26 protein-coding genes are annotated in these 23758 nt (G+C 46.9%); 5 read left to right on the top strand and 21 right to left on the bottom strand.

The genetic code is table 11. The annotated features are described in order from the left end of the window. Nucleotides 1-58: 58 nt before the first annotated feature. A complete protein-coding gene (locus VP472_RS07515) occupies nt 59-940 on the bottom strand; it encodes a 2-dehydropantoate 2-reductase (RefSeq protein ID WP_225979750.1) in 882 nt (293 codons plus the stop codon). A gap of 162 nt (nt 941-1102) precedes the next feature. On the opposite strand from VP472_RS07515, the gene VP472_RS07510 reads away from it, so the two are divergent. Further along, nucleotides 1103-1585, top strand: coding sequence for an N-acetyltransferase (locus VP472_RS07510; protein ID WP_003154449.1), 483 nt, complete (start codon nt 1103-1105; stop codon nt 1583-1585). 40 nt (nt 1586-1625) lie between these two features. Here the strand turns inward: VP472_RS07510 and gerR are convergent, their stop codons facing one another. The 3 genes from gerR to VP472_RS07495 all read right to left on the bottom strand — a co-directional run bounded on the left by gerR (nt 1626) and on the right by VP472_RS07495 (nt 3079). After that, the gene (gene gerR, locus VP472_RS07505) at nt 1626-2201 is read right to left on the bottom strand and encodes a sporulation-specific transcriptional regulator GerR (RefSeq protein ID WP_003154450.1); all 576 of its coding nucleotides are present in this window, start codon (nt 2199-2201) and stop codon (nt 1626-1628) included. Nucleotides 2202-2359: 158 nt separating this feature from the next. Then, a complete protein-coding gene (gene rpmF, locus VP472_RS07500; protein ID WP_003154457.1) occupies nt 2360-2539 on the bottom strand; it encodes a 50S ribosomal protein L32 in 180 nt (59 codons plus the stop codon). 21 nt (nt 2540-2560) lie between these two features. Beyond that, the gene (locus VP472_RS07495) at nt 2561-3079 is read right to left on the bottom strand and encodes a YceD family protein (RefSeq protein ID WP_003154459.1); all 519 of its coding nucleotides are present in this window, start codon (nt 3077-3079) and stop codon (nt 2561-2563) included. A gap of 208 nt (nt 3080-3287) precedes the next feature. On the opposite strand from VP472_RS07495, the gene VP472_RS07490 reads away from it, so the two are divergent. Beyond that, on the top strand, nt 3288-4535 hold the full coding sequence (locus VP472_RS07490; RefSeq protein ID WP_146276716.1) for a nucleotidyltransferase: 1248 nt from the start codon (nt 3288-3290) through the stop codon (nt 4533-4535). Nucleotides 4536-4553: 18 nt separating this feature from the next. Here VP472_RS07490 and VP472_RS07485 read toward each other — a convergent pair whose 3' ends face one another. Together VP472_RS07485 and VP472_RS07480 are read right to left on the bottom strand one after the other, a co-directional pair. Next, nucleotides 4554-5576, bottom strand: coding sequence for a SepM family pheromone-processing serine protease (locus VP472_RS07485; protein ID WP_146276714.1), 1023 nt, complete (start codon nt 5574-5576; stop codon nt 4554-4556). 5 nt (nt 5577-5581) lie between these two features. Further along, nucleotides 5582-6361 carry a patatin family protein gene (locus VP472_RS07480; protein ID WP_014304961.1) on the bottom strand — a complete coding sequence of 260 codons (780 nt, stop codon included), beginning with the start codon at nt 6359-6361 and terminating at the stop codon, nt 5582-5584. A 179-nt stretch (nt 6362-6540) separates the two neighbouring features. Between VP472_RS07480 and ylbJ the strand changes: the two genes are divergently transcribed. After that, nucleotides 6541-7767, top strand: a complete 1227-nt coding sequence (gene ylbJ / locus VP472_RS07475) for a sporulation integral membrane protein YlbJ (RefSeq protein ID WP_070081783.1) — start codon at nt 6541-6543, stop codon at nt 7765-7767. An 18-nt stretch (nt 7768-7785) separates the two neighbouring features. Here ylbJ and coaD read toward each other — a convergent pair whose 3' ends face one another. The 8 genes from coaD to VP472_RS07435 form a co-directional block, all read right to left on the bottom strand. Beyond that, a complete protein-coding gene (gene coaD / locus VP472_RS07470) occupies nt 7786-8268 on the bottom strand; it encodes a pantetheine-phosphate adenylyltransferase (protein WP_014417707.1) in 483 nt (160 codons plus the stop codon). Nucleotides 8269-8272: 4 nt separating this feature from the next. Next, nucleotides 8273-8827, bottom strand: a complete 555-nt coding sequence (gene rsmD / locus VP472_RS07465) for a 16S rRNA (guanine(966)-N(2))-methyltransferase RsmD (protein ID WP_007409693.1) — start codon at nt 8825-8827, stop codon at nt 8273-8275. Between the two features lie 299 nt (nt 8828-9126). Next, on the bottom strand, nt 9127-9399 hold the full coding sequence (locus VP472_RS07460; protein ID WP_003154470.1) for a YlbG family protein: 273 nt from the start codon (nt 9397-9399) through the stop codon (nt 9127-9129). A gap of 58 nt (nt 9400-9457) precedes the next feature. Next, nucleotides 9458-9907 carry a regulatory iron-sulfur-containing complex subunit RicF gene (locus tag VP472_RS07455; RefSeq protein WP_003154472.1) on the bottom strand — a complete coding sequence of 150 codons (450 nt, stop codon included), beginning with the start codon at nt 9905-9907 and terminating at the stop codon, nt 9458-9460. 70 nt (nt 9908-9977) lie between these two features. Next, complete coding sequence (locus VP472_RS07450; RefSeq protein WP_003154475.1) at nt 9978-10217, bottom strand: YlbE-like family protein; 240 nt, start codon at nt 10215-10217, stop codon at nt 9978-9980. A 15-nt stretch (nt 10218-10232) separates the two neighbouring features. Continuing rightward, complete coding sequence (locus tag VP472_RS07445) at nt 10233-10643, bottom strand: YlbD family protein (protein ID WP_070081781.1); 411 nt, start codon at nt 10641-10643, stop codon at nt 10233-10235. 163 nt (nt 10644-10806) lie between these two features. Further along, on the bottom strand, nt 10807-11847 hold the full coding sequence (locus VP472_RS07440) for a CAP domain-containing protein (protein ID WP_003154477.1): 1041 nt from the start codon (nt 11845-11847) through the stop codon (nt 10807-10809). An 84-nt stretch (nt 11848-11931) separates the two neighbouring features. Next, nucleotides 11932-12375: a CBS domain-containing protein gene (locus VP472_RS07435; protein ID WP_003154478.1), complete on the bottom strand. Its 444-nt coding sequence runs from the start codon at nt 12373-12375 to the stop codon at nt 11932-11934. Between the two features lie 140 nt (nt 12376-12515). Here VP472_RS07435 and VP472_RS07430 point away from each other — a divergent pair, with 140 nt between their 5' ends. After that, nucleotides 12516-12875, top strand: coding sequence for a YugN family protein (locus tag VP472_RS07430; protein WP_007409688.1), 360 nt, complete (start codon nt 12516-12518; stop codon nt 12873-12875). Nucleotides 12876-12908: 33 nt separating this feature from the next. On the opposite strand, the gene ctaG is transcribed toward VP472_RS07430, so the two are convergent. The 6 genes from ctaG to cyoE all read right to left on the bottom strand — a co-directional run bounded on the left by ctaG (nt 12909) and on the right by cyoE (nt 18881). Then, complete coding sequence (gene ctaG, locus VP472_RS07425; protein ID WP_003154480.1) at nt 12909-13793, bottom strand: cytochrome c oxidase assembly factor CtaG; 885 nt, start codon at nt 13791-13793, stop codon at nt 12909-12911. A 24-nt stretch (nt 13794-13817) separates the two neighbouring features. Then, entirely contained in the window at nt 13818-14150 is a 333-nt protein-coding gene (gene ctaF / locus VP472_RS07420) for a cytochrome c oxidase subunit IVB (protein ID WP_015388278.1), read from the bottom strand. 2 nt (nt 14151-14152) lie between these two features. After that, the gene (gene ctaE / locus VP472_RS07415) at nt 14153-14776 is read right to left on the bottom strand and encodes a cytochrome c oxidase subunit III (RefSeq protein ID WP_003154482.1); all 624 of its coding nucleotides are present in this window, start codon (nt 14774-14776) and stop codon (nt 14153-14155) included. Further along, on the bottom strand, nt 14776-16644 hold the full coding sequence (ctaD, locus tag VP472_RS07410) for a cytochrome c oxidase subunit I (RefSeq protein WP_007611227.1): 1869 nt from the start codon (nt 16642-16644) through the stop codon (nt 14776-14778). The genes ctaE and ctaD overlap by 1 nt, the downstream gene beginning before the upstream one ends. A 31-nt stretch (nt 16645-16675) precedes the next feature. Continuing rightward, nucleotides 16676-17746, bottom strand: a complete 1071-nt coding sequence (gene coxB, locus VP472_RS07405) for a cytochrome c oxidase subunit II (protein ID WP_070081779.1) — start codon at nt 17744-17746, stop codon at nt 16676-16678. Between the two features lie 217 nt (nt 17747-17963). After that, nucleotides 17964-18881, bottom strand: a complete 918-nt coding sequence (gene cyoE / locus VP472_RS07400; protein ID WP_070081778.1) for a heme o synthase — start codon at nt 18879-18881, stop codon at nt 17964-17966. A 343-nt stretch (nt 18882-19224) separates the two neighbouring features. On the opposite strand from cyoE, the gene ctaA reads away from it, so the two are divergent. Next, nucleotides 19225-20151, top strand: a complete 927-nt coding sequence (gene ctaA, locus VP472_RS07395) for a heme A synthase CtaA (RefSeq protein ID WP_007611205.1) — start codon at nt 19225-19227, stop codon at nt 20149-20151. Between the two features lie 97 nt (nt 20152-20248). Here ctaA and pyc read toward each other — a convergent pair whose 3' ends face one another. Further along, the gene (pyc, locus tag VP472_RS07390; RefSeq protein ID WP_146276712.1) at nt 20249-23695 is read right to left on the bottom strand and encodes a pyruvate carboxylase; all 3447 of its coding nucleotides are present in this window, start codon (nt 23693-23695) and stop codon (nt 20249-20251) included. Nucleotides 23696-23758: the final 63 nt, after the last annotated feature.

Here is a 23758-nt window from a genome sequence, read left to right as displayed (position 1 = left end):
TAGTTAGGTTTCCGAAATGAGTATAGCATGTTACCGGAAAACCTCAAAAGACTTTGTTTCAGTTTCTTTCTAACGCTTTTATGCTGCGGTGTAAAAACGGGAGATGAACGGCCGGCAATCCGCGGCTTTCCGCTTCTTTTACAAGGTAGCCGATAATCGCATCGGCCTCTGTCCGCCTGCCTGCCATGATATCGACGAGCATGGAAGAATGATTTTTTTCCGTCAGTCTGCAAACTTCGCAAACCTTGTTCCACGCTTTTTCTCTATCGGCGAGGCCAAGTATTGTCTCCGCTTCTTCAAACACGTTTCTCATATATTTTTTGTAAGCGTCATTTCTTAACAGCTCTCCGTTTTTCACGCGCAGCAATGCAGTTAACGGGTTGATGCATACATTGATGATCAGTTTTCCCGTTAACAGCCGATACCAGTCGTTTTCATCATATACGGGAAAATCCCGGTGCATGCCGGAAAAGATGCTTTTGAGCGTTTCCGGCCGGGATGCGCTGAATACACTCCATCTTACGGCTCCCGCTCCCGTATGTTCAACGGCATGATCCGATATCTTTTTTGCTCCGTGCTCAACAGTGCCGGCATAAAGCGAATGATCCGTATGCCAATCTTTAATGTCGTGTATGTGTCCCATGCCGTTTTGCAAAAACAGCACATTCGTCCCTTTTATCGTCTCAAGATCCCGCAGCACAGCACTGAGCTGGTGCTGTTTAACGGCTGCGATTAAGAGGTCGAATCCGGGAGTGAGGCCGGTTTGCGCTCTGCATGCCGCCGTACATTCTATTCCGTCTTTCAAAAGCCGTATACCGCCTGAGTTAATCGCATCAGCCTGTTCCGTCCGCCGCGTAATGACCGTTACCTGGTGGCGGGACGATAAGTAGTAAGCACATAAAAGACCTACCGCTCCGCCGCCGATAATTCCGATTTTCACACTGTCACACCCTATATCTGCTTTTTTCCATATTATCATAGCAGAAGCCGCCGCAAATTACTTCAATTTCGTTTCGAGCAAAAAGACAGGCAAGCATATTATAGTTGGAATTTTCAATTAAAGCGTTTACAATAATGGTAGAACACAACAAAGGGGGAGTTTGTGTTGAAAATAGAGCGCCTGCTCATCAACTATAAGACACTCGAAGAATTTAAAAGGTTTAAGGAATACGGGATGCAGGAGCTGTCGATGCTTGAAGATCTTCAGGATAATATCATTGAAAATGACAGCACCTCGCCTTTTTACGGGATTTACTTCGGGGATAAACTAGTGGCGAGAATGAGTTTATATCAGGTAAACGGAGGCGCGAATCCGTATTTTGATCAGCGTCAGGACTTTTTGGAACTTTGGAAGCTTGAGGTTCTTCCGGGCTATCAAAACAACGGATACGGAAAAGCGCTTGTTGATTTTGCAAAATCCTTCAGAATGCCGATCAGGACAAATTCACGCATGAAATCAGCAGAATTCTGGGATAAGATGAATTTTGAGCCCGTTAAATATGATATGGCGCGTGATAAAGGAGAAAATCCTTACATCTGGCATCCCGATATGGACGGTGAAATGACATCCGGAGAAACGGCATAATAAAAAACCGGCCGGGCCGCCGCCCTCAGGCCGGTTCATTTTACAGGCTCTGCGCCGATTTCCTGTCGTCTTCTTTTGAATTGACCATCCTTCTCGCTCTGTCCATAATGTCAATTAACGCTTTATAATCTTCTTCCGTCATCTCCAGCTTGTTTCTCAAGCTTTCATTTTCCTCACGCAGATCCTCGACTTCTTTTTGCAGCGCGGTCAGCTGTTCTGTGAGTTTTTCTTTTTCATGACGAACATCCGCTGCGGCCGGCGACTCTTTAAATTGCTGAAGAAACAAAATGACATCATCAATGGACAGCTCTTTTTCTCCTTCCGCCCTGCGGATCGGAGGCTGTTTGACGGTTCCCGGCAGATTGGCGGAATGCACCCCGATCTGCTTTCTTAATTCCTTCCGCTGTTTTTTCGCCAGTTCTATCCCTGACTGATATTGTTTTCTGACATAAGAATTCCATCTGAACCCGCAGGCGGCAGCCGTTCTCGTCAGCGCTCTGCCGACTTCTTCAAAAGCGGAAAGCTGGGTCCCGCCTTCCCGAATATGCCTGAGCACCACTTCGGCCAGCAGCAAATCTTCATCTTGCGTCCACGCGTCTTGTCTCGTTATCGTCAATCGTATCTCCCTCCATATTTGCTCATTTACCTCATACATATGCCGCTGATAGATTAGATAGACTACTGGCGCTCACAATTTTTTCGGCGGAAGCAGGCCGGAGGGGCAAAAAAAAAGAAAAGCGCAGGAACCGAGATTCCCGCGCTTTTCTTCATACATTAATTGCTTTTAACATTTATGTCTTTGCCGTTGTATGATCCGCATGCTTTACATACACGGTGAGACAATTTCATCTCTCCGCATGACGGGCATTCTGTCATACCAGGTACATTTAGTTTGAAATGTGTACGGCGCAATCTTTTTTTCATTTTAGAAGTTCTTCTAAAAGGTACAGCCATTATTCCCACCTCCTTAAAGAGTTAAGATTCATCATCTTGTGTTAAGAGCTTTTTCAGATCCGCAAGTCTGGGGTCGATTTGATTTTTCTTGTCTTCCTCAGAAATCACTTGCCAATCCTTCCCCACTTGGGGAGCGGCTCCTTCTTTTTGTTCAGTTTCACAAAAGACTTGCATAGGAATTTCTAAAAGAATCTCTTCTTTTACGATCGGAGTTAAGTCAACGATATCGTCTTCAGCAATATGAACGTCCTCATCTTCTATATCATCCGACTTATGAAATCTAAACAGTTCTTTTGTCGCGATTGTAAATGGATACGGCACATCAACTAAAGTTCTTGAGCACGGCAAAACCATTTCGCCTGAAATCGTAAAGTCAAACGAAACTTGCTTGGATTCAATCTCCGCGCGGCCCTTCACCCGGACGGGAGAAATACGGCGGATGTCAGAATTCAATTTTGTCAGCTCATTTAACTCAACTGTTTCATCAAATTCAAAGCTCTTTTTCGCCATTTGATGAAGCTGATAAATCGTCCATTTCATTTGTATCACCTCAGGAAAGCAACAAACATGATTATAGCTTTTCAGAATGTTTTTGTCAATATTTTTTCTTTACAGCATAATGCCGCCGTCATGCAATCGTTGACAGCCGGATAGGCTATGCATACACTAAACGAAACGGACTAAAATATGCACTTCATTTGCAAATGTACCACACGAAGCAAAACATAGCAAGAAAGGCGGGACAAATATGAAAGCAGTCGGCCTGGTTGTTGAATATAATCCCTTTCATAACGGACACCGCTATCATGCGGAACAAGCAAAAATCAAAACGGACAGCAGCGTCGCGGCGGCGGTGATGAGCGGCCCTTTTTTGCAGCGCGGGGAACCGGCCGCCGTCTCAAAGTGGGCCCGGACAAAAATGGCGCTGGAAAACGGCGTGGATATCGTCATTGAGCTCCCTTATATGTATGCCGTACAAAAAGCGGAATTATTCGCGCGCGGCAGCGTTTCGCTTCTTCATCATTTAGGATGCAGCAGCTTGTTTTTCGGCAGCGAAAACGGGCGGATCGAACCCTTTATTGAAGCGTCTGAAGCGTTCAGCCGAAAGGAAGATGACTGCAGCCTGATTCTGAAAGAGGAGCTGAAAAAGGGTCTCAGCTATCCGGCCGCCGCCTCAAAAGCTTTTTCACACATATTCAAAGGGCGGGACATGCTCGATTTGTCCAAGCCGAACAATATTCTCGGTTTTCACTACGTTAGAGCGATACACGCCTTCGGTTCCGCTATGAAGCCTTATACGACAGCCAGAATCGCTGCCCAGTATCATGACGACGAGCTTCCCGGAGATAACAGCCGGATAGCCAGCGCAACAAGCATCCGGAAAGCGCTGATAGAAAAAGGAACGGCGGCCGCAAGGAGCTTTCTCCCGGAAGCGTCTGCGCGTGAGCTGGAGGCATACAGAAATGCATACGGGATATGGCACAGCACGGAAGACTATTTTTCATATGTAAAATACAGCGTCAGCACTCTGTCCGCTGAAGAATTGAGCCGAATCTACGAAGTGGAAGAAGGCCTTGAGCACAGAATTTTGCGCACCATCAGACAAGCCCGATCCTATCGCGAAATGATGGAACGATTGAAAACAAAACGATACACGTGGACGAGGCTGCAGCGGATGAACACGCACATTCTGACACGGACGAAAAAGGAAGACATGCATCGGCTTTTACAGCCTTCAAGCGCTCCTTATATCCGTCTTCTCGGAATGACGAAAAAAGGACAGGCGTACCTGTCGGCAAAGAAAAAAGAGCTTACCGCACCTCTCGTCAGCAAGCTCTCTTCTTTCTCTCATCCCGCTCTGGATCTGGACATACTGGCGGGACGGGTTTACAGCCTGCCGATAAAAGAACCTGAACGCACATTGTTTGAGAAACAGGAATTTTCACAAGCGCCGATCCGCTATGATGAAGACGAAAAGCGTTTTTTGAATGCGTAAAAAAAGCACCTGCCTGTATCAGGTGCTTTTTACTTTCAGCTGATCCAAATAGTCAAGTGCGTCCTGCATGGTGTCGACAGGGACGATCTTCATATCGGACTTGATTGCTTTCGCCGTTTTTACCGCATTTTTGTAATCAGAATTTTCAGCTCCGTTTTGATTCGGCGCAAAGAAAATATCTTTTCCCGCTTTGTCTGCGGCGACGACTTTCTGATCGATTCCGCCGATCGGTCCGACCTTGCCGTCCACGTCGATTGTCCCCGTTCCGGCTATATTATAGCCTTTTGTTTCGTCAGGTTTTGTCAGCTGGTTGTAAATTTCTAAAGACATCATGAGACCCGCAGAAGGCCCGCCGATGTTTTCAATGCTGAAATGGAGATCCGGCTTTACTTTCACGTTCCGGTCCGTATATAACGCTACGCCGATTCCCGCTCTTTTCGGGTCGTCCGGGAATGATTTCAGCACAATGTCAGCGGTCTTTTCTTTCGTGTCCCGTTCAATGTGAAACGTTACTTTTTCCCCCGCTTTTTTGCTGCTGATATAATCAATCAGCTTTTCAGCGGATTCGTATGTTTTCCCGTCCGCGCTGATGATTTTATCACCGACCTCTATTTTTCCTTTTGCCGGCATGTCAGAGACGACTGAGCTGGCGAAAATCCCGTTAAATGAGTATTTCACCTGTTTCCCGGCTTTTTGATAAGCGGCAATGACCGCGTTTTCTTGGGAGCTTTTCATCATTTGCAGCTGGCGCTTCATATAATCCGAGTCCGATTCGCCCTCTTCTTTTATGCTTTCATCAGGGACGATTTCATCGTAAGGATGCACTTTCGCCCAAAGATATGTATACGGATTGGCGGGGCCTACTTTGACAGTCATCAAGGAAAGGCTTCCTTTTTCAGGATAGCCTCCGTCCACCTTAATCAGCGGTCTCAGCTCTGATGCTTCTCCCGGCTGTGTAATGTAATACGGAAGCTTAATAAATGTAACAGCAATTAATAAGATCAGGATGATAAACACCCAGCGAAAATGTTTTGCTTTCATATGAGTTAGCCCTCCCAGTTCTCTATTTCTTGTTTAATCCGGCCGATCATCCGGTCTGCGGCTTCTTCGCCCGCTGTGATCATATGATCAATGTTGGCAAAAGAACTTGAGCTGAATGATTCAAGAGAAGGGCGGATCATGACGTCTGCGGCAATGGTCTGGTGACGGACCAATTCATTTTGCAGTATATCCATACTTTGCATGATTACATCAAAAATATGTGCCGCTTTTTCCGTTTTTTTCACTCGGGATACGTCAGAGGCGATGACGATATCAGCACCCATGTCTTTTACGGCGGAAACCGGGATTCTGTCAACCACCGCGCCGTCGACTAACATACGTCCGTTCATTTTTTGCGGGACGAAAACGCCCGGTATGCTGATGCTCGCGCGGACGGCTTCGGACACTGAACCTTTCGTAAAAACGAGTTTTTCGCCGGTCTGAAGGTCGCAGGCCACGATGCCGAGCGGGATCCGCAGTTCTTCTATCGGCTTGCCGTACGTATAGGCATGAACAAGCTGCCTGATGCGGTCTCCTTTTAAAAATCCGAGCCTCGGCATCGTATAATCCGCGTACAGCCGCCGCTTAAATGCTTTGGCGACTTTTTTCATCGTAGCCACGTCATGCCCGGCCGCATAAAAGCTTCCGACTAATGCTCCCATGCTGCTGCCGGCAATCATATCAATTGGAATCTGATGCTTATGTAAACTGGATAACACTCCGAGATGAGCAATGCCTCTTGCCCCTCCCGAACCTAACGCTAACCCGATTGTAGGTTTGGCCAACGCGACGAACCCCCTAATAGACATCCTATACATGAATTCTATGGTCTAAATTGAACCCCTATGCTCGTATATTAGTACAGGATGACAAATAGGTACTTGCCCGGCCGCCTTTAAGGTCTGTTCTATATTTTATCATGATATAAATGTCAGTGTGCAATTTTAGCATCGGGGAGGTAAGAATGAATTTGTCTAAGTTTCATACATTTTTGATTTCATTGTTTTTCATTTTTTTGACAGCGACGGTTATTTCACACCCTCAGGCCTCATTCGAAGCCTCCAAAACCGGTCTTTCCATGTGGTGGGAGGTCGTTTTTCCTTCATTGCTTCCGTTTTTTATTCTATCTGAGCTTTTAATCGGATTCGGCATTGTCAAATTTGTCGGCCTTTTACTCGAACCCTTTATGCGTCCCATTTTCAGAGTGCCGGGGGTCGGCGGATTTGTACTGGCTATGGGCATGGCTTCAGGCAATCCGGCCGGCGCGAAGCTGACTGCACGGCTGCGCCAGGATAAACAAATCTCCAGAGTAGAGGCTGAACGCCTCGTCTCTTTTACCAATTCATCCAATCCGTTATTTATATTCGCTGCTGTGGCGGTCGGCTTTTTTCATAACGCGTCTCTCGGCATTCTGCTGGCATCGGCTCACTATCTCGGAAACATCGCCGTCGGCCTGACGATGCGTTCATACGGACGGAAAGAAGAAGCGGCGTATACCGGTAAAAAGACGATCGCTCTCCCTTCTCTGAAGGAAGCATTTCTGGCCCTCCACAAGGCGCGGCTTTCGGAAAAGCGGCCGCTCGGAAAAATTTTGGGCGACGCCGTCACCTCTTCTGTACAAACCTTGCTGATGGTGGGCGGTTTTATTATATTGTTTTCGGTTTTCAGCCGGTTATTATCAATCGTACAAGTCATGGATGTGCTTTCTGTATTTACAAACGCGCTGCTTTCCCTTTTTCATCTTCCGGCAAATCTGGACATCCCTCTTATCAGCGGAATGTTTGAAATTACACTTGGGAGCAAGCTGGTCAGTGAAGCTGATGCCGCCTTGCTGCCGAAAGCCATGATTGTGAGTTTTATTCTCGGGTTCAGCGGCCTTTCCGTACAGGCCCAGGTAGCCGGTATTTTATCGGAAACAGATATCCGCTTTAAACCGTTTTTCGCGGCGCGTATCCTTCAGGGCATTTATGCCGCACTCTTTATTCTCTTACTGTGGAAGCCGCTTTACCTTGCGTTGGACGAACCTTACCAGTCCGTATTCCTCCTTTTCCGCGATCAGGACGCGGGATCTGCTGCCGTCAGCGGTTGGAATACACTTGTTGAAATCGGTCCCGCCATCACGCTGACAGCTCTCGCCGTATACGCATTGATTTATTGCTACAGGCTGTCAGCACGGACAAAAAAAGGATGAGACGCCTATCAGCGCTTCTCATCCTTTAAATTTCTGCTTCAGCGCCTGTTCAACTTCCGGAGGAACAAACTCTGAAACTGGCCCGTTATATTTTGCGACTTCTTTTACGATGCTTGAACTTAAAAAAGAGTACTGATTGTTCGTCATCATAAAAAAAGTTTCTATTGATTCGTCGAGCACGCGGTTGACGGAAGTCCCCTGCATCTCATATTCGAAGTCAGAAACGGCTCTGAGCCCCCTGATAATCGCCTTCGCCCGCTTTTTTTTCGCATAGTCGATTAACAGTCCCTGTGACGTCTCGACCGTAACATTCGGTATGTCTTTTGTCACTTCTCTTAACAGCTCACATCGTTCCTCAACTGTAAACAGCGGCTGCTTAGAAGAATTATTGAGCACGCATACGTACACCTGCTCAAACACGTTTGCCCCCCGTCTGATAATGTCCAGATGTCCGTAGGTAACGGGATCAAAACTTCCGGGACATACAGCTATACTTGCCACATCATTACCCCCTATTTCGGTATATCGTCACTCCTGTAAGCCCGTAAATTTCCCTTCTTGTTACAGAAAGCGCGCCGACGGCTTCAGGAAGCGCAACGGCTTTATCATGCTCGGCTACGACAAAACCGTCTTCATTCAGCATGTTCTGCTCATCAATCATTTCGATAAGCGCTTTCAGCTTTTGCTCCTTATACGGAGGATCTAAGAAAATTCCGTCAAAACCTTTTTCCCGTTTCGCCGCGGCATAGAGAGCCCGCTCTGCATCATTGCGGTATACTTCCGCTGAAGACAGCAGATCAAGCGCTTTGATATTCGCTTTTACCGTTTGGATGGCTTTGAAATCACGATCCACAAAGATACAGCGGTCAAATCCGCGCGACAGCGCTTCAATCCCGAGACCGCCGCTCCCCGCAAACAAATCCAGCCCCGTTCCTCCGTCAAAATACGGGCCGATCATATTAAAAATAGACTCTTTTACTTTATCCGTCGTCGGCCTTGTTGATGTGCCCGGCACCGCCTTTAAGGCTCGTCCTTTTCTTGAACCGGAAATTACTCTCATTATTCACACCACTTTTTCTGAAAACTTTAATGTTTCTCATCGGCTGAGCCGTTATGTATAAAAACAATCCCTATCTTATCATAAAGCATTCTTTCAAACAATGAACGTGAAAAACGTGTATACATATTCACATTCCTGTCAAGACTACGTGTAACAGCATCAATGAATGATGTTGTTGCCAACCGCGGAGAAGACTTACGTTTCCCCATAAGTTCTTCCTCCGGTTTCTCCTCTCCCTTTTCCTTCTCCTTAACTTGTTAAGGAATAGAAGGACCCCGCAGGTATCTGCGGGGATTTTTTTATATGCCGACTTTATAATCGTACTCTTTCGCTTTATCAAGCTTTGATTCAAATTCCAGCTTTAAAAAAGGTTTATAAGAAGGCTCTACCTTCTTCACATAAGAATAAGAAGAAATCTTTTCCATTGTTTTTTCGATCAGGTCCATATCGCAATACAGCACAACGTATTTCAGCCGCTTGGAAACATAATGAACGTTGCCGAATTTTCTCAGCATTTTGCTGTGTTTTAAGGAATGCAGATATACGATTATGCCTTGGCGCTTATTTTCCATCATGATCACCCGCCTGACTTTCTGTTCATTTTATGTAAAAGACGAGACGGCCGTCTCGTCAGGAAACTTTGCATCCGCAGCCGCCGCCGGAACCGCAGCCGCCGCCGCAGGATGACAGGCCGTCAAAATAAGGATTCCCCGTCGGCACTTTTACATGCTCCGAGACGGCCGTTCCGAGTTCAATGCTGATCTCGTCAAGCAGCGACTGAAGCTCAGTCTCCGCTTTTTTAAATTCGGCCACCTTATCGTTTAAATCGAGCTCCCGCTTCATTTCTCTCATTTTGCGGGAAATCTCTCTATAATCAGGATGGTATTTGCCAAAACGCTGCACATCCTCATACTGCTCTTTAACGCTCATAAAAGAACGAATGATCCGCCCTGCCTCTTCATCTTCACGGAGACGCTTGTAACAATCGCGGTAATTTTCAGCCGTCTCAGACTGCAGAATCATGCCGGCAAGCTGCTCCGCTTCACTTTGAAGCTTGACGGACTCAATTGTTGCATACATAAATACGCACCTCCAGTTGCTAGTTTACCATGAAACCACCCAATTGGAAAATGCGGCGTTTAAACGCTTTTTAATCCTGCGAACGCATGGCGTGTACCATCTGCATCATCATCTGCGCCATTTGAATCCCGTTTGAGAATTGACTTACCCGATGCGGTATCGTCTTTTCATAAAAATTCATCATGTCAAGCTGAAAGGAATTGAGATCGTCCGGTTTTCTCGCAAGTCTGCGGTACCAGACGGGACGCTGCCGTATAAACCGTTTCCGTTCCTCATCTGCGGATATGAATTCCTGAACCTCTTTTCGCATACATGATCCCCTTCTTTAATCCTTTCTGAATGAAAAAGGATGTTGTCCGGAGCCTTGCCGGGGCTGCTTCGTGCTGCTCCCCGAAAATTGGCTTAAAAGGCTTTGCAATGATGAAATGGACTGGCTCATTTTATTGATCTGCTCATTCATTTGGTTGATATCCATCTTTTTGACGGCAGTGACCATTTTTGAAACGAAATCGTTCTTTTCAGCTGGTTCCTGTTTGGTTTCCGCGTCGGAAGAAGGCTGAACGGCCTCGTCTTTATAAGGGTCCCACATCGGATCATCCTCGCCCAGGAGAACCCAGTTTTCATAGACTTCCTGCCAGCTTCTTTGTTCCTTGCGAACATTTTGGATCAGTTTGGGATGCTTTTTTACGAATTGTTTAAAATCATCGATTGATTGCCGTGATTGCTGATTCGCCACAATTCTCACCCCCTCCGAAAAGTTTTGCCTGCTATAATGTATCGGTTCATGCGCCTTAATGTTCGCCTAAATTGCGAAAAAAAGCAGGTATATTTTTTTCTGCAGGAGCGCCGCTCGCGAAAAAACATAAAAAACCGCGGGGGACGCGTCCCTCTGCGGTTTTTTACTGCCAAGGCTTAATGAAGTTTTGCGTATAATACTTCCGGTCCACGCCGACACCGAGGTGCGTATAATCCGGGCTTAACAGCGCCTTCCTGTGGCCTTCGCTGTTCAGCCAGCCCTCCACGGCTGCAGGACCGTCCACATAGTTGTAGGCAATATTTTCACCGGCCTCCCGGTATTTCACATCGCCTTTTTCCAAGCGGTCCTTCAGAGTCCCGTATTTCTTTGAGACGTGAGAGAAATACTTGTTATCCTTCATGTCCTTGCTGTGGCCGAATGCCACTTTCGCGGCGCCTTCGTCCCATTTCAGCCTTGCCAGTCCGTGTTTCACGCGGATGACATTTGTAATGTCGAGAATCTGCTGTTCACTCGCTCGTTCAATGTCGTTCCATTTTTTATCAGAAACTGGCTCGGGTTCTGTCAGCTTTCCTCTGTACATGACCTCATACGGCCTTTGTTTCACAAGCGTTTCCGCATCAAAAGCCCTGATGCTTGACAGATTCCCGTCAAATTTGTCCATGTACAGCTGAACATACATTCCGCCTATCTTGACGGTGGGACGGGTATTGATATCTTCTTCGGAAAACTCAAACCGATACGTGTTTCCCTTGTCAGTCACATTGACAAAAGGAGAAACCTGCGTCGTTTTAAAAACTTCGCCCGTCGATTCGCCGATCTTAAACGGTTTTGCGTTGATGCCGCTTCCCGAAGCGTATAAAGTCACGGCTTTATCATTCAAAATACCGACTTGTACGTATTGGTCTTTCCCCTGGTTGTACACCCACCACTCGTAATCGTAGGCAGAAGGATCTTTCCGAGACGGTTCCCCAAGTTTCTTTTTCACATCGGCGGCAGATTTCCCCATGAGAGAAAGCAGTCCGGATGACGGCATTTTCAGCCGTTTTCCGCTCTCTTCTTCATTGGAAACCTGAGGCTCCTCCTGATTGGTCTTTTTCTGAGGAGCCGATCCATATTGTATAAACAGAACATACGCTCCGTAAATAAGCAAAAGGATAACGAGAGCCCTTGCGATATTTTTCAACCTCTCACCCCCATATCATCAAACCGTTCTGTTTTTGTGTACTCTTATACAGTACAGCCTATTTGCATCGTCCGTGATTTATGTTTAATGGATAAACCCCTCCGGACCTCCGTCTTCAGAAATGTCAGACAGCGCCCGGCCTGCTTGCTCATTTGATTGCTCGGCCAACGAAAGATCGCCGAGCGTAACAATGCCGACCAGTTTTTTATCCCTTGTGACGGGAATTCTTCTGAGCTGATGTTCAGCCATCAAATGGAGCACCTCCTCCACAGAGGCGTCTTCTTCTGCACTGATAACCCGCTCTGTCATTGCGTCGGTTATTTTTTGAGAGTTCGGCTTTTTTGAAGCAATTCCCCGTAATACGAGATCTCTGTCTGTCACGATCCCGACAAGTGTGGCGCCGTCTTCATCCACTATCGGAATGGCGCCGACATCCGCGTCTTTCATCTTCACCGCAGCTTCATATACATTATCTAATACTGTACAATATTGCAAGTCTGACGTCATGAGCTTATTGATCTTTGTCATTGCGGAATTCCTCCTTTTTTCTGCTACTATTGTCGTCAAATTTTTCTTTTTGCATACTTTCACCGTATGAATCATTGAAAGTGTAACGCTTTCATACTATGATTGTCAGGAAAGGGCATTTTTAAAAGGAGGGGGAAGGTTTGAAGTTTGAAAACAGCGGTCTTGAAGGGGTAACAGCGGAGCTCAGCCGCTTGAATGATCTGATGGAAGGTAAAGGGCTCATTCTGGCTGGACAATGGGATTATGAAAGAGTGACTTACGACAAAAAGTTTTCAGTACCTGAGGGGACATTTTATCTGCGGATTCAAGGAACGGCAAAAGAGGGCGATGTCGGCGGCAGCCGGGCCGTGATTCAGCTGAAGGCCCCTCTTTTAGGAAAGCATTATTATCCGCACGGCGTAGAATACGGCAGCGCTGAAGAATTTCCGGAACATGTCGTCGCTGAAAGCAAAGCTTTACTGCTTGAATTGGAAGAGTCATTAAAAACAGTGCAAATGTAATAAAAAAGTACAGCATATTCTGCTGTACTTTTTTTATGAGACGGTATGCTCGATATACGGCGGCTCTGACAGCGTATCTTTTTCCCGTTCCGTTCTGACCCATTGAAAAAAGATGACAGCCAAATATATTCCGTAGACCGCCTCTTGAATGATTTTCATCAGTACTGCCCCAAGCTGCTGATCTTCCAGAGGAGGCAGCGTGTTAAACATCTCCGGTCCGGATAAAGGGATCTCCTCCAGCAAATCTAAAGGAACGCAAAGCTTCATTGCTTCGGCCCAAGCCGCCGGATCTGTATACGTGGCATACATGGGCGCCCCGCTGAACATAATGAGCGCGCAGGCCGGCGTTAACAAAATCCCGTCTGCCATAATATACCCCAGCTTCATTAAACCGCTGAGACGGGGCAGACCGTCCACCTTATGCACAAGCGGCCACCACATAAAAAACGCCGTTACAAAGATGAGTCCGTTCATCAGCGTGTGATACAGCGAATCTGTTTTGACGAAATCAAATATAAACGGGATGTGATACAGCGAAAAAATACCGTTAAACAGCACTAAAGCGATAAGCGGCATTGAAAAAAACGAAAACAGCGGCTTTACGACAGGACGGAAGATCAGTTTTTTCCATGCCCAGCCGGGAATTCCGGAGATCAACAGCGGCGGTACGACTAAAAACAGAACCGCCATCTGCGCCATATGGGCGCTGAACATCACATGGCCCAATAAATCAACCGGACTTCCCGCAGCCGCGTAAAAAAATAGCGCGGAAAGCACAAACAGCACCTTCTCCTTAACGGCCACACGTCCTTTATGCCGGCTGCACCAGTAAAAGTAAACACCTGTTATCACGGCAGTTATACAAAACAGATACGGGCTCCACATTGCGCGAAACCCGAACATTTCCAAATTAATCAAATCTCTCACTCCCCGCCGCCCCGATTACCACCAAATAATCGTGACAAATGCAAGCACGGTGATAAACGCGACAAATATTCCCGAATACAGAAATAATGACGGCGCTTCATGCCCCTTCTGGCTCATATGCATAAAGTAAAACAGCTGAAAGATGACCTGAATGACCGCAAGCAGGATCAGAAACGGCATCGTAAACCATCCGGCAATGCCGTCTGCAGCCACCGTCAAAAACGCGACAAGCGTAAGGCCGATCATCAAGCCGAAGGATATGACCTGATATTTCATTTCCTCGGCATTTTTCCTTCTCCGATATTCGAGATCCGTACTGACAGTCCCTCTGTTTTTGTTATCGTCCATCGTTATCCCACCATCCCCATCAAATATACAACGGTAAAGATAAAGACCCACACGACATCGATAAAATGCCAATATAAGCTGGCCACATAATATTTCGGCGCATTATAAAGGCTGAGCCCTCTTTTCGCATTCCGGATCATGAGCGCGCTGATCCACAACAGCCCGAACGCCACGTGTGCTCCGTGTGTGCCGACGAGCGTGTAAAACGCTGAGCCGAGCGCAGAGCTTGTAATGGTAAAGCCGAATTCGTGAGTGTAATGCATAAATTCATAGATTTCAACCCCTAAAAATCCCGCTCCCAATAATACGGTAACCAGAAGCCACACCTGCATTTTTTTAAAGGAGAAATTTTTCATATGATACATCGCATACACACTCGTTAAGCTGCTCGTCAAAAGAAGCATCGTCGCGATAAACACGATCGGCAGCTCAAACATCTCAGCCGTTGACGGCCCTCCGGCTTTAGATTCCCGTAAAGCAAGGAATGTCGCAAATAGCGAAGCGAACAGAACTGTTTCGCCGCCGAGAAACAGCCAAAATCCCAAAAACTTATTTTTCCCCTCCAGCGTTGCTTTTTCAGGAGAAGCCGGAAAGGTTTCAGCCGTCATTTTTTCCTGCAGCTGCATTACGCCTTCACCCCTTTATCATCATTCGGCAGATCTTCTTTGTGAATATGATAGCCGTAATCATCGACCACAGAGCGAAGCAGCATGGTAAAGAATGTGATGCCGAGCCCTATGAAGATAACCGGAAGCCCCCATGAATAATCGGAGTGGTATAAAAACCCGAACGCTGCGACAAACAGCCCGAAAGATATGATAAACGGCATGATGGAGCCGTTCGGCATATGAATGTCCTCTACAGGCTCTGCAGGCGCCATCCCTTCATTTCCGGCCTGCTTTTCAATCCACAGCGGGTCAAGTCCCCGGACAAACGGAAGCTGTTTAAAATTATATTCCGGCGGCGGCGAAGAGACCGCCCATTCAAGCGTACGACCGTCCAGCCACGGGTCGTTCCCGACGTATTTCCCCTTTATTGAGGTATAAATAATATTGACGACGAGTAAAGCAGCCGCGCCCGCCATGAAAAACGCGCCGATTGAACTGATCAGGTTGCCGGTATCAAGCCCCTGGCCGGGCAGATATGTGTAAACGCGCCGCGGCATTCCCATCAAGCCGAGAAAATGCTGAATGAAGAAGGTAAGATGAAACCCGATAAAAAATAAGACGAACGAAATTTTCCCCATCGTTTCATGAAGCACCTTCCCGAACATTTTCGGCCACCAGAAATGCACGCCCGCCAGGATGCCGAACACAACGCCGCCGATAATGACGTAGTGGAAATGCGCTACGACAAAATACGTATCGTGGAACTGATAATCTGCCGCTGCGGCCGCCAGCATGACACCCGTGACTCCTCCGAGTACGAAAGAGGGAATAAAGGCGACGGCATACAGCATAGGCGTCGTGAATTTGACGTTTCCTCCCCAGATGGTCAAAAGCCAGTTGAAAATTTTAATGCCGGTAGGCACCGCGATCGCCATCGTCGCAACCGCAAATATCGCATTAGCGATCGGTCCGAGTCCCGTCGTAAACATGTGGTGAACCCATACCATGAACCCGAGAAAGCCGATCAGCACGATCGCAAAGACCATAGACGAATAACCGAACAGACGTTTCCTCGCAAATACGGGAATGATTTCTGAAAAAATCCCAAAGGCGGGAAGAATTAAAATGTATACTTCCGGATGCCCGAAAATCCAAAACAGATGCTCCCAGATTATCGTATTGCCGCCCAATTCAGGATTAAAGAAATTCGTTCCGAACAAACGATCCAGCATCATCAGCGCCAAACCGACGGTGAGCGGAGGGAATGCGAATAAAATGAGTGCCGACGCCACAAATGTCGTCCACGTAAACAGCGGCAGTCTCATATACGTCAAACCCGGCGCCCTCATATTAATAATTGTGGCGAGAAAATTGATTCCCGCAATGAGCGTCCCTAAGCCTGATATTTGCAGACCGAGCACGAAAAAGTCTATGCCGTGCCCTTTCGAATTCAGCGCAAGCGACGCGTACGACGTCCAGCCTGCATCAGGAGCGCCCCCTAAAAACCAGCTCAGATTCAAAAAGATGCCTCCGAAGAAAAACAGCCAAAATCCGAGCGCATTCAGAAATGGGAATGATACGTCACGCGCCCCGATCTGAAGCGGCACAACCGCGTTCATCAGCCCGAATAACAGCGGCATCGCCGCCAGGAAGATCATTGTCGTGCCGTGCATCGTCATAATTTCATTAAACTGCTGAGCACCCATAAAATCGTTCCCCGGCCTCAAGAGCTGAATCCTGATAAGCATGGCCTCAAGTCCGCCGACGACGAAGAAAAATCCCCCGGCGATCATATATAAAATCGCGATTTTCTTATGGTCAACCGTCGTCAAATAATCCCAAAGCAAAGAGCTTTTTCTTTGCTGTCCTGTAAGCGTATTCATCATTTGCGACCTCCCCCCTGATATCTCCCTGTCCTCACTTGTTCTCCGCTTTCAGCCCTTTTAAATATTCATACAGCGCATCCGTTTCAGTGTCCGAGAGCTTCGGATAAGTGCCTGTCATTTTATTGCCCGGTTTAATGCTGTCCGGATTTTTCAGCCAGGCTTTTATATTCTCTTTATTCGCATCCTTAATGCCGGCCACTTTGACCCGTTCACCGAATGTAGCGAGGTTCGGAGCCGTTCTTGCCGCTTCAGCCCGTTTATCATTGGGCTCAACCGCATGACAGCTCAGGCAGTTTTTTTCCTTAAACAGCTCTTCTCCTTGCGCGGCTAAACCGGAATCTGTTGTATGCTTATAATTTTTCATCGCTTTCGTCCATTGTTTAAATTCTTTTGACGGCAGCGGTTTCACTTTGAAATCCATCAGCGCATGTGAAGGCCCGCACAGCTCTGCGCATTTCCCGAAGAAATATTCTCCCGCTTCTTTGCTGCGTTTAGAATCGAAGGTCAGAAAGAAAGTATTGTCATTATCCGTATTCGTATCGATTTTCCCCCCCGCTGACGGAATCCAGAAAGAGTGTTTCACATCTGAGGACTTCAGCTTGAAATAGACGCGTTCATCTGTGGGAACGATCAGCTCCTGACTTGTCACAAACCCGTAATCAGGATACTCGAATTCCCACCAGTATAAATTCGCCCTTACATTAATCACGAGCGCATCCTCTGCTTTACGGTTTTTCTTATCCATCGGCGACGTATCCGCCAGTGCCAATGTATCGATGACAACCGGAATGACAAGAATAATCAGAAGCAGGATCGGAATAACGGTCCAGGTGATTTCTAAAAAACGGTTCCCCTCCACCTGTTTCGGTATCGTGTCTTCCCCTATACGCGACCGTCTGAATCTCACAATGACGTAAAAGAAAATAACTGCTACGACCGCAACGACCACAACCATGATAAGTGTGCTGAGCACCGTCAGATCATATTGTTTATCAGCCACTTCGCCGGCAGGCTTGAGTGTGGACAGAAACGGTTTTCCACAGCCGCTCAATAAAAGCGGCACTAAGGCTAATAATGATAAAAGACGCCAACGCTTTAACATTTCACCCAACCCCTTTTTTGAATCAGTACGAGATGCACAAGCAGTAAATCTGCTTCCAGCCGAAATACTTCATTTCCTCATTTCTTAAAATATGAGATTTTTTACTTAAAATTCCATCTATGTATAAAAGCAAAGCCGCCTGATTAAACAAAAGGTCAAGGCGGCGTTTACTAGTTGTCATTGTTTGTTTTGGCGATCAAACAAGCTCATTATTCAATTAAAACAGCGTGAAGACCACCATCGCTACAAAATAAATGGTCATGTAGTTAAGCGAATAGACAAACATAAGGGTTGCCCACTTCATGATGTTTTTCATGCGGAATCCCATCAGTCCGAGAACAAGCCATCCGACATTCAGCAAAGTGCCGAGAATGACGATCGGAAGACCGAGACTGCCGAGGAAAAACGGAAGCGGCAGCAGGCATGCGACCCAGACGATAATCTGTCTTTTCGTCACTTCAAAGCCGTGCACTACCGGAAGCATCGGAATATTCGCTGCTCTGTAATCTTCCGTCTTTTTAATCGCAAGCGCTAAAAAGTGCGGAATCTGCCAGATGAATAAAATCATGAATAAAACCCACGCGACAACACCGATGCGCCCTTCAACCGCTGTCCAGCCGATTAACGGCGGCACGGCGCCTGATACACTTCCGACAACCGTATTAATCGTATAACGGCGTTTCGTCCACATTGTATAAAGAACAACGTACGTAAACACGCCGATAAAACCGATGACTGCTGCCATCACGGTGGTCATCAAAAGCATGATAAGTCCTAAAGCAATGAGTAAAATTCCTGACCACAGCGCTTGATTCGGCTGAATCTTTCCGGTTACCGTCGGTCTTACTTTCGTGCGTTCCATTAAATGATCAATATCACGGTCGTAATAGTTGTTAACCGCACAAGAACCGGCGATGATCAAAGAAGATCCTATTAATGTAAGAAGCACGGTGTTTAAATTGCCTAAAAAACTCAGACCGGATATATGTAACGCAAGCCACATGCCGGTAAAAGTCGTAATTAAATTCGAATTGACGATTCCTATTTTGATAAGCGAAAGGAAATCCTTCCATGCCGTCGTCTCTTCAATCTGTCCGTCTATAGCTGTATCGTTTAAAATTCTGGAATTAGCCATAACGTAAACCTCCCTTACAAACCTAAAGCAGGTTTTTTAAGACCTGCAACTCTATCATACAAGATAATGACCTGTAAAAAAACATCCTCTTAAATATTAAACGAGAAACAGGAATTTATTTGTGAACTTTTTATGAATTTTACCAAATCCGCCGGCTTCATAATAAAGCGGTTACTTTATTTCTATCAGACCCATCTGGAATAATCAACCCCATTATCTAAGAAGTCCTGATTCTATTATATTTTTGTGAACAAACAGAATTGAGAATTGCCACAAAACACATATTCGCTTACACTTGGTACGTATATCATTTTGTCCAGTTTGTTAAGAAGGTGAATGTAAAATGAATAAAGCTTTGAAAGCGCTCGGTGTGCTGACGACGTTCGTTATGCTCGTCGTGCTGATCGGCGGCGCTCTTGTCACAAAAACAGGATCGGGTCTCGGATGCGGAAGGCAGTGGCCGCTTTGCCACGGCCGGTTTTTCCCGGAGCTTAACGCCGCTTCTATCATTGAATGGAGCCACAGACTCGCAAGCGGTGTCTCAATCGTTCTCGTGCTGAGTCTCGCTTTTTGGGCATGGAGAAAAGTCACGCCTGTTTTCCGTGAAACAACCTTTCTCGCCATTATGTCCATTATCTTTTTATTTTTACAGGCGCTTCTCGGCGCATTAGCGGTTGTTTTCGGATCAAATGCGCTCGTTATGGCGCTTCATTTCGGCATATCGCTGATTTCTTTCGCTTCTGTTCTGATTTTGACGCTGCTCATATTTGAAGCTGATAAATCAGACAAAAAGCTCGTCAAGCCGCTCAGAATCGGCAGGAAAATGCAGTTTCATATGATCGGCCTTTCGATTTACACGTATATCGTCGTTTATACGGGGGCTTATGTGCGCCATACGAAATCAAGCCTTGCCTGTCCTGACGTTCCGCTTTGCAGCAGACTGAACCACGGACTTCCGTCCCATTTTCAGGAGTGGGTGCAGATGGGCCACAGAACGGCAGCGCTGCTTCTGTTCGTATGGATTCTTGTCGCTTTTGCGCATGCGGTGCGCTCCTACAAAGACCAAAAACAGATTCTTGGGGGCTGGATAGCGGCTCTTGCCTTTGTTGTATTACAGGCGCTCTCCGGAATCATGGTTGTTTATTCAGAAATGGCCACCGGCTTTGCACTTGCCCATTCGCTCTTTATTGCCGGTCTGTTCGGTGTCTTATGCTATTTCTTATTATTAATCGCCCGCTTCCGCTATGAATCAAAACAGCGGAACATCTGAGGCACATGAAAAGGCCGAAGCATCAGAGCTTCGGCCTTTTTACATATAAAAAACCTGATCGCACACGGGGCGGATCAGGGTTTTTTATGTTCATTTTTTACGCTTTTTCAATTTCGATCAGTAAATCGCCTGTCTGAATCGGTTCACCGTTTTTCACATGAATCTGCTGTATCGTCCCGGAGAACGGCGCCTGTACCGTCGTCTCCATTTTCATCGCTTCATTAATCATCAGATGATCGCCTCTATTCACCTTTGCCCCGGTTTCCGTTAACAATTTAATGACTGTTCCCGGCATAGATGCCGCAATGTGGCTTGGGTTTGTCCGATCTGCTTTTAATTTTTCCTGCACGGACGATTTAATGCTTTCATCTTTAATGACCACCTCGCGCGGCTGGCCGTTCAATTCGAAATAAACGACACGTGTTGCATCTGGCTGCGGTTCACCGATAGATACAAGCTTCACGATCAGCGTTTTTCCGCGCTCGATTTCCACTTCGATTTCTTCACCGAGTGTCATGCCGTAGAAGAAAGTCGGTGTGTCCAATACGGAAATATCACCGAAGCGTTCAGCCGTTTTAACATATTCAGTAAACACCTTCGGATAAAGAGCATACGCGATTGCGTCCTGATCACTCAATTCCATCTGATGCGTTTCTTTCCATTCTTCTTTAATGCCTTCAAAAGATACCGGTTCAAGCAGCTCCCCCGGTCTTACCGTGATCGGCGTCTGTCCTTTCAGAACGAGCTTTTGCAGTTTTTCCGGAAATCCGCCGTGCGGCTGGCCGATCTGCCCTTTAAAGAGCTCAACGACTGAATCCGGAAAATCAAGCGTTTCGCCTTTATCATAAACATCTTGTTCTGTTAAATTGTTTTGCACCATGTAAAGCGCCATATCTCCGACGACTTTGGAAGAAGGTGTTACTTTCACGACGTCGCCGAACATGCGGTTGACGACGCTGTACATGTCTTTCACCTCATTCCAGCGATCGCCCAGGCCGACTCCTTTTGCCTGCTGCTGCAGATTGCTGTACTGGCCGCCCGGCATTTCATGATTATAAATCTCAGTATGCGGAGACTTCATCCCGCTTTCAAATTCACTGTAATACTGACGGACGGATTCCCAATATTGTGACAGTCTTTCCACCTGCCGGACATCCATTTCAGGACGGCGGCTGTTTCCTTCAAGGGCATGATAAAATCCGCTTGCGCTCGGCTGTGAAGTCAGACCCGCCATTGAGCTGACGGCGACATCCACGATGTCCACACCCGCTTCAACAGCTTTGGCATAGAGAAAGACGCCATTGCCGCTCGTATCATGCGTGTGAAGATGAACGGGAATATCAATCGTTTCCTTCAGCGCTGAGATAAGTTCGTATGCGGCTTGAGGTTTCAAAAGACCGGCCATGTCTTTAATGCCGAGAATGTGCGCACCAGACGCCTCAAGCTCTTTCGCCATAGAAAGATAATATTGCAAATCATATTTCGTCCGGGTCTTATCAAGAATATCTCCCGTGTAACAAATCGCAGCCTCCGCCACTTTTCCGGTTTCACGGACGGCATCGATGGCCAGCGTCATCCCTTTTACCCAGTTCAGGCTGTCAAAGATCCGGAATACGTCAATACCTGACTCCGCTGACTGCCGGACAAATTTTTGGATGACATTGTCCGGATAGTTTGTATAACCGACGGCATTTGATGAACGAAGCAGCATCTGGAACAATGTGTTCGGCACTTCCTTGCGAAGATCTTCAAGGCGTTTCCAAGGGTCTTCTTTTAAGAAACGGTACGCTACATCAAATGTCGCGCCTCCCCACATTTCAAGGCTGAACAGTTCAGGCCACAGGGCAGCCGTAGGATTCGCGATTTTTTTCAAATCATTGGATCTGATCCGGGTTGCAAGCAGGGACTGATGGGCATCCCTGAACGTTGTATCGGTCAGGAGCACGGATTTTTGCTCTTTCACCCAGTCTGCAAGCCCCTCAGCGCCTCTTTCATCAAGGATTTGTTTCGTACCGCTTGCCGGCTTTTCCCCGATACCTAACGTAACGGTCTGAGGCTTATCAAATGCAGGTTTTTCTTTTTTCCCGATTCCCGGAAAACCGTTCACCGTGACATTGCCGATATAAGAAAGCATTTTTGTTCCGCGGTCCTTCTGTTTTGGGAAAACAAACAGCTCAGGCGTTGTGTCGATAAACGATGTGTCGTATTGGCCCGTCAGAAATTTTTCATGCTTTGCCACGTTTTCAAGAAACGGAATATTGGTCTTAATGCCTCTGATCCTGAATTCCTGCAGGTTGCGGACCATTTTCGCTGATGCCTGTTCAAACGTCAGCGCCCATGTCGACAGCTTGACGAGCAATGAATCATAATAAGGCGTGATGACGGCGCCCTGGAAGCTGTTTCCCGTATCAAGGCGGACGCCGAAACCGCCGCCTGAGCGGTAAGCCATAATTTTACCCGTGTCAGGCATAAAGTCATTCAGCGGATCTTCAGTGGTCACACGTGATTGTATCGCATACCCGTTTGTAAAAATGTCTTTCTGCTCTGGGATATTGACGGCACGGCTGTGCAGTCCGTGGCCCTGCGCAACGAGAATCTGCGTCTGAACGATATCAACCCCCGTTATCATTTCCGTAATCGTATGCTCTACTTGTACGCGCGGGTTCACTTCAATAAAGTAAAATTCACCGCCCGCTACGAGAAATTCCACGGTCCCCGCGTTGATATAGCCGACATTTTTCGCGAGCGCCACAGCCGCTTCACAGATTTCGTCCCTTAATTCAGGCTGCAAAGATACACTCGGCGCCACCTCAATGACCTTTTGATGGCGTCTCTGAACGGAACAGTCCCGCTCATACAGATGGACGACATTGCCTTCTTTATCTCCGATCACCTGAACTTCAATATGCTTAGGATTTTCGATCAGTTTTTCAACATACACTTCATCGTTTCCGAATGCGGCTTTCGCTTCTGATTTGGCCCGCTCAAACGATTCTTTCAATTCGCTTTCGCTTCGGACGATTCTCATTCCGCGGCCTCCGCCTCCGAGCGATGCTTTAATAATAAACGGAAATCCGTGGACTTTTGCGAATTGTTCGACATCTTTTATTGTTTCAGCCGGTCCGTCACTCCCCGGAATAACGGGGATACCGGCTTTTTCCGCCTGCTCCCTCGCCTTTACCTTATCTCCGAACATATCCAAATGCGCTGACGTCGGTCCGATGAATACGATGCCCTCTTCTTCACAGCGTCTCGCAAATTGGATATTTTCAGAGAGAAATCCGTAGCCCGGATGAATGGCATCAACGCCGTTTCTTTTTGCGATCTCAATAATCCCTTCAATATCAAGATACGCGTCAATCGGTTTTTTGCCTTCCCCCACAAGATAAGCTTCATCCGCTTTATAGCGATGATAGGAGCCCGAATCTTCTTTTGAATAAACGGCTACCGTTCTGATGTTCAATTCTGTGCACGCCCGGAAAATCCGGATCGCAATTTCTCCCCTGTTTGCTACTAACACTTTTTGGATGGATTGTTGTGACAAACTTTTCTCCCCCTTGGCCTAATAAATATGTAGTTTATAATAAAGGAATATCCGCCCTGTGTA

It is taken from the genome of Bacillus sp. MT(2024) (assembly GCF_036362845.1).
Classification (GTDB): Bacteria; Bacillota; Bacilli; order Bacillales; family Bacillaceae; genus Bacillus; species Bacillus velezensis.
Note: the sequence above shows the minus strand (reverse complement) of the source record. Positions and strands in the feature narration are given on the sequence as shown.

Bases quoted from the DNA above. Each gene is read 5' to 3' on its own strand.
- rpmF (WP_003154457.1), bottom strand. From the start codon at position 2,539: ATGGCTGTACCTTTTAGAAGAACTTCTAAAATGAAAAAAAGATTGCGC.
- VP472_RS07495 (WP_003154459.1), bottom strand. From the start codon at position 3,079: ATGAAATGGACGATTTATCAGCTTCATCAAATGGCGAAAAAGAGCTTT.
- VP472_RS07490 (WP_146276716.1), top strand. From the start codon at position 3,288: ATGAAAGCAGTCGGCCTGGTTGTTGAATATAATCCCTTTCATAACGGA.
- VP472_RS07485 (WP_146276714.1), bottom strand. From the start codon at position 5,576: ATGAAAGCAAAACATTTTCGCTGGGTGTTTATCATCCTGATCTTATTA.
- ylbJ (WP_070081783.1), top strand. From the start codon at position 6,541: ATGAATTTGTCTAAGTTTCATACATTTTTGATTTCATTGTTTTTCATT.
- rsmD (WP_007409693.1), bottom strand. From the start codon at position 8,827: ATGAGAGTAATTTCCGGTTCAAGAAAAGGACGAGCCTTAAAGGCGGTG.
- VP472_RS07460 (WP_003154470.1), bottom strand. From the start codon at position 9,399: ATGGAAAATAAGCGCCAAGGCATAATCGTATATCTGCATTCCTTAAAA.
- VP472_RS07455 (WP_003154472.1), bottom strand. From the start codon at position 9,907: ATGTATGCAACAATTGAGTCCGTCAAGCTTCAAAGTGAAGCGGAGCAG.
- VP472_RS07450 (WP_003154475.1), bottom strand. From the start codon at position 10,217: ATGCGAAAAGAGGTTCAGGAATTCATATCCGCAGATGAGGAACGGAAA.
- VP472_RS07435 (WP_003154478.1), bottom strand. From the start codon at position 12,375: ATGACAAAGATCAATAAGCTCATGACGTCAGACTTGCAATATTGTACA.
- ctaF (WP_015388278.1), bottom strand. From the start codon at position 14,150: ATGGACGATAACAAAAACAGAGGGACTGTCAGTACGGATCTCGAATAT.
- ctaE (WP_003154482.1), bottom strand. From the start codon at position 14,776: ATGCAGCTGCAGGAAAAAATGACGGCTGAAACCTTTCCGGCTTCTCCT.
- ctaD (WP_007611227.1), bottom strand. From the start codon at position 16,644: ATGATGAATACGCTTACAGGACAGCAAAGAAAAAGCTCTTTGCTTTGG.
- coxB (WP_070081779.1), bottom strand. From the start codon at position 17,746: ATGTTAAAGCGTTGGCGTCTTTTATCATTATTAGCCTTAGTGCCGCTT.
- cyoE (WP_070081778.1), bottom strand. From the start codon at position 18,881: ATGGCTAATTCCAGAATTTTAAACGATACAGCTATAGACGGACAGATT.
- ctaA (WP_007611205.1), top strand. From the start codon at position 19,225: ATGAATAAAGCTTTGAAAGCGCTCGGTGTGCTGACGACGTTCGTTATG.